This is a genomic window from Streptomyces sp. NRRL B-24572 (assembly GCF_002156145.1).
In the GTDB taxonomy this organism is placed as follows: Bacteria; Actinomycetota; Actinomycetes; order Streptomycetales; family Streptomycetaceae; genus Streptomyces; species Streptomyces vietnamensis.
Genome location: NZ_MWIG01000430.1, coordinates 1 through 3,767 on the forward strand (window position 1 = coordinate 1; position 3,767 = coordinate 3,767).

Genomic DNA, 3,767 nt, shown 5'->3' on the forward strand with positions numbered 1-3,767 from the left:
TACCTGCGGGTCGCGGGCGCGCTCCGCCCGGAGCTCACCGTGGACGGCGTCCACGCCGAGTACCACGGCAGCCCCAACCCCCTCGCGGCCGGCACCGCCACCGTCACCTACACCGTCCGCAACACCGGGAACGTGCGGCTCGGCGCCCGCCAGGCCGTCCGCGTCAACGGCCTCTTCGGCTCCTCGGTCCTCGCCTCCGGCGTCCGCGACCTCGGCGAACTGCTGCCCGGCAGCGCCCTGACCGTCACCGCCGAGGCCGAGGGCATCGCACCGCTGTTCCACGCCTCCGCCGTCGTCTCCGTCCAGCCCGTGCGGACCCGGGACGGCGTCGACCCCCGGCTCCCCTCGCTGACCCGCTCGGTGCCGCTGTGGACGGTGCCGTGGACGGCGCTCGGCCTGCTCCTCCTCCTGGCCGCGGGCGTCATGTGGCGCGTTCGGGCGCGGCGGAACGGGCGCCGGCCGAAGGCGGCGGCGGCCCCGAAGACGTCCACCGAGAAGCCCGAGAACCCCGAACTCCCCGACAAGGAGCTCATCGTGCAGTTCAGTCGCCTCACCCGGCGGACCGCGGCCGGCATGGCGCTCGCCACGACGACGGCCCTCGCCGGCGTCGGCATCCTCACCGTCCCGGCCGCCACGGCCGCCCCGCTGGGCACCGCACGCATCACCCCGGGCGAGGGCGCCGACGACACCAGCATCGCCCTGACCACCTCCGGCGCCTGCCCTGCGCCCGCCACCCACGTCCTCGTGAAGGTGACCGGCAAGGGCTTCCCCGCCGACGGCAAGAACGTGGTCGGCAACGCCCCCCTCACCACCTACGGGCAGGACCCGACCGGCACCGGCTTCGTCGTGCCGCTGACCATGACCATGCGGGACTACGCCAACGAGGCCGGATTCACCACCCTCGAAGGCCGGTACGACCTGACGGTGATCTGCCGGAAGGCCTTCGGCACCGAGACGTACGGGGACTTCACCGGATCGCTCTGGTTCACCTCGCCCACCGTCTACCAGGACACCGACCCGGGCGGCACGCACCCGACCGGTACGCCCAGCGGCACCCCGACCGGTACGCCGACGTCCACGGCGACCCCCACCGGCACGGCGACCGCCACCCCGAGCGACACGGCCACCGCCTCGCCGACCGATACCACCTCCCCCTCGGCGACCGCGAGCCCGACCGCCACCGACACCGCCTCGGCCCCCGCGACCGGCGGCGACACCGTCGGCGTCTCCACCAGCATCCGGCCCACCACCGCCTCCCCCTCGGCCACCGGCCCCTCCGACGCGGGCGGCACGGACGGCTCCGGCTCCGGCTCCGGTGGCGCCCCGGGCGCGGGCGGGGCCGGCGGCAGCGGCGGCGGCCACGGAGGCGGCGGCCTGGCGCACACCGGAGCCGACCCCCTGCTGCTCGGCCTGCTCGCGGCCGCCCTGGTGGCCGCCGGCACCTTCGCCGTCCGGTGGGCCCGCCGCCGCGGACTGCTCACCTCCGGCACCCACTGAACCCCCCGACGTACGGAGCACACCCGATGACAGCCACCCTCACCCCGGTGGACGTGCGCCCCGCCCCCGCCGGGCCCGCACCCCGCTCCAGCCGGCTGTGGACGGTCGGCGGCACCCTGGCGATCCTGGGCGCGCTGCTCCTCGGATTCGTCGCCGAGGTCGGACCGCTCGGCGACCTCCGCCAGGAGCGGGACCGCCGCGTCGGCTACGCCGATCTGCGCGGCTCGCTGGCCGAGGCCACCGCGCCGATCGGCCCGTCCACCGAACCGGGCGCCCCCGTCGCCCTGCTGAAGATCCCTCAGCTCGGCGTGAAGGAGGTGATCCGGGAGGGCAGCTCCGCCGAGGTGCTCGCCGCGGGGCCCGGGCACCGCCGTGACACGGTGCTGCCCGGGCAGGCCGGGAACAGCATCGTCATGGGCCGCCGGGCGGGGTACGGGGGGCCGTTCCGGCACCTGGACACCCTGCAGCCCGGCGAGTCGATCAAGGTCGTCACCGGCCAGGGCGAGCACACGTACCGGGTGACGGGGATCCGCAGGGCGGGCGACCCCAAGCCGCCCGCCATCCAGGCCGGGCAGGGCCGGCTCACGCTGATGACCGCGACCGGCTCCCCGTACCGCCCGGACGGGGTCCTCCAGGTCGACGCCGAGCTGATCTCCCCGCCCCAGCCGGGAGCCGTCCCCGCCTTCCGCTTCGGCCGCGTCCCGGACGGCGAACTCCCGCTCGCCGGCCAGGCCTCGGCCTGGCTCCCGCTGGTGCTGTGGGCGCAGGCCCTGCTCCTCGCGGCGGCGCTGCTGGTCTGGGCGCGGACGCGGGTGCCCCGCGCGCACGTCTGGCTCGTCGGCTTCCCCGTCCTCGTCACGCTCGGCCTCACGGCCGGCGACAAGGCGGCGCTCCTCCTTCCCAACCTCCTGTAAGGACAGTCGTGGCTTCCCATCTGGACGCACGTTCCCTCTCCGCCTGGTTCGGCTCCCGCAAGGTCCTCAACCGGGTCTCGCTGACCATGCCCGCCGGCCGGGTCACCGCGCTCATCGGGCCCTCCGGCTGCGGCAAGTCGACCTTCCTGCGCATCCTCAACCGGATGCACGAGCTGATCCCGGGCGCCGAGCTCGCGGGAGAGGTGCTCCTGGACGGCGAGGACATCTACGCGCGCGGGCGCCGGCTCACCGAGGCCCGCCGCGACATCGGCATGGTCTTCCAGAAGCCGAACCCGTTCCCGGCGATGTCGGTGTACGACAACGTGACGGCGGGCCTGAAGCTGACCGGCGTCCGGGTCTCCGCCGCCGACCGGGACGTGCTCGTGGAGGAGTGCCTGACCCGGGCAGGCCTGTGGAAGGAGGTCCGCGACCGGCTGCGCCAGCCGGGCGGGGCGCTCTCCGGCGGTCAGCAGCAGCGTCTGTGCATCGCCCGCTCGCTGGCGGTCCGGCCGCGGATCCTGCTGATGGACGAGCCGTGCTCGGCGCTCGACCCCACGTCGACCCGGCGGATCGAGGAGACGATCCGGGAGCTCGCGGAGGAGGTCACCATCGTGATCGTCACCCACAACATGCAGCAGGCGGCCCGGGTCTCCGACCAGTGCGCCTTCTTCCTCGCGGAGCAGGCGACGCCGGGCGTGATCGTCGAGCACGGCCCCACGGACGTGATGTTCTCCAGCCCGCAGGACCAGCGCACCGCGGACTACGTGGAGGGCCGCTTCGGCTGAGCGGCGGGGAACGCGGTGAGGGCCCGTACGCGTCGCGTACGGGCCCTCACCGTGTGATCAGGCGGTCAGGATGCCCGGGTCGGACTGGCTCGCGGCACCGGTCTCGACGTGTCCGGCCAGGCGGCGGAGGAAGTCCGCGTGGACCGGGGAGGTGATCGTGACGTCGTACCAGTGGTGGGCGGCGGAGACGTCGACGCTGTGGGTCGTGGTGCCCTTCGGGACGGCGAGGGACACCGTGGTGCCGTAGGCGTTCGCGATGCTCACCGTCGTCGCCGCGCCCGCGTTGACGAAGGTGAGGTCCAGGGTGCCCGTGGTGGCGTTGTGCCGGGCCGTCACCTCCGGGACCGCCGTCTTGCCGGGGGAGCGGAAGCGGCGGAGGAAGCCGTTGGGGCCGTGGACCGTGAGGTCCGTGGTGCCCTTGGAGTACTTGGTGTTCCAGGTGTCGGCGATCGACTTGTTCGCCTCGGCCGTGTACGTCCACGGGACGTCCGTGCGGTTCGCCGACGTCACGTAGAACTGGGCGCCCGCCGCCGGGCCGCCGCTGAAGGTGAGGGTGTAGGTGCCCGCCGAC

3 protein-coding genes and 1 pseudogene are annotated in these 3,767 nt (G+C 74.6%); 3 read left to right on the plus strand and 1 reads right to left on the minus strand.

The genetic code is table 11. The features are described 5' to 3' along the window. The 3 genes and pseudogenes from CCN56_RS43390 to CCN56_RS24710 all read left to right on the plus strand — a co-directional run. A pseudogene (locus CCN56_RS43390) lies at positions 1 to 1,497 on the plus strand (hypothetical protein); the annotation flags it as partial. Positions 1,498 to 1,523: 26 nt separating this feature from the next. Further along, a complete protein-coding gene (locus CCN56_RS24705) occupies positions 1,524 to 2,411 on the plus strand; it encodes a class E sortase (protein ID WP_086830096.1) in 888 nt (295 codons plus the stop codon). An 8-nt stretch (positions 2,412 to 2,419) separates the two neighbouring features. Beyond that, positions 2,420 to 3,196 (plus strand): phosphate ABC transporter ATP-binding protein, encoded by a 777-nt coding sequence (locus CCN56_RS24710; RefSeq protein WP_086830097.1) that lies wholly within the window; start codon positions 2,420 to 2,422, stop codon positions 3,194 to 3,196. Positions 3,197 to 3,253: 57 nt separating this feature from the next. Here the strand turns inward: CCN56_RS24710 and CCN56_RS24715 are convergent. After that, positions 3,254 to 3,767, minus strand: a 514-nt coding sequence (locus CCN56_RS24715; protein ID WP_143664615.1) for a phospholipase domain-containing protein, incomplete at its 5' end; no start/stop codon positions are given.

What these genes read in the sequence shown, in the direction of transcription:
- CCN56_RS24705 (WP_086830096.1), top strand. Translation starts at nt 1,524, where the DNA reads ATGACAGCCACCCTCACCCCGGTGGACGTGCGCCCCGCCCCCGCCGGG.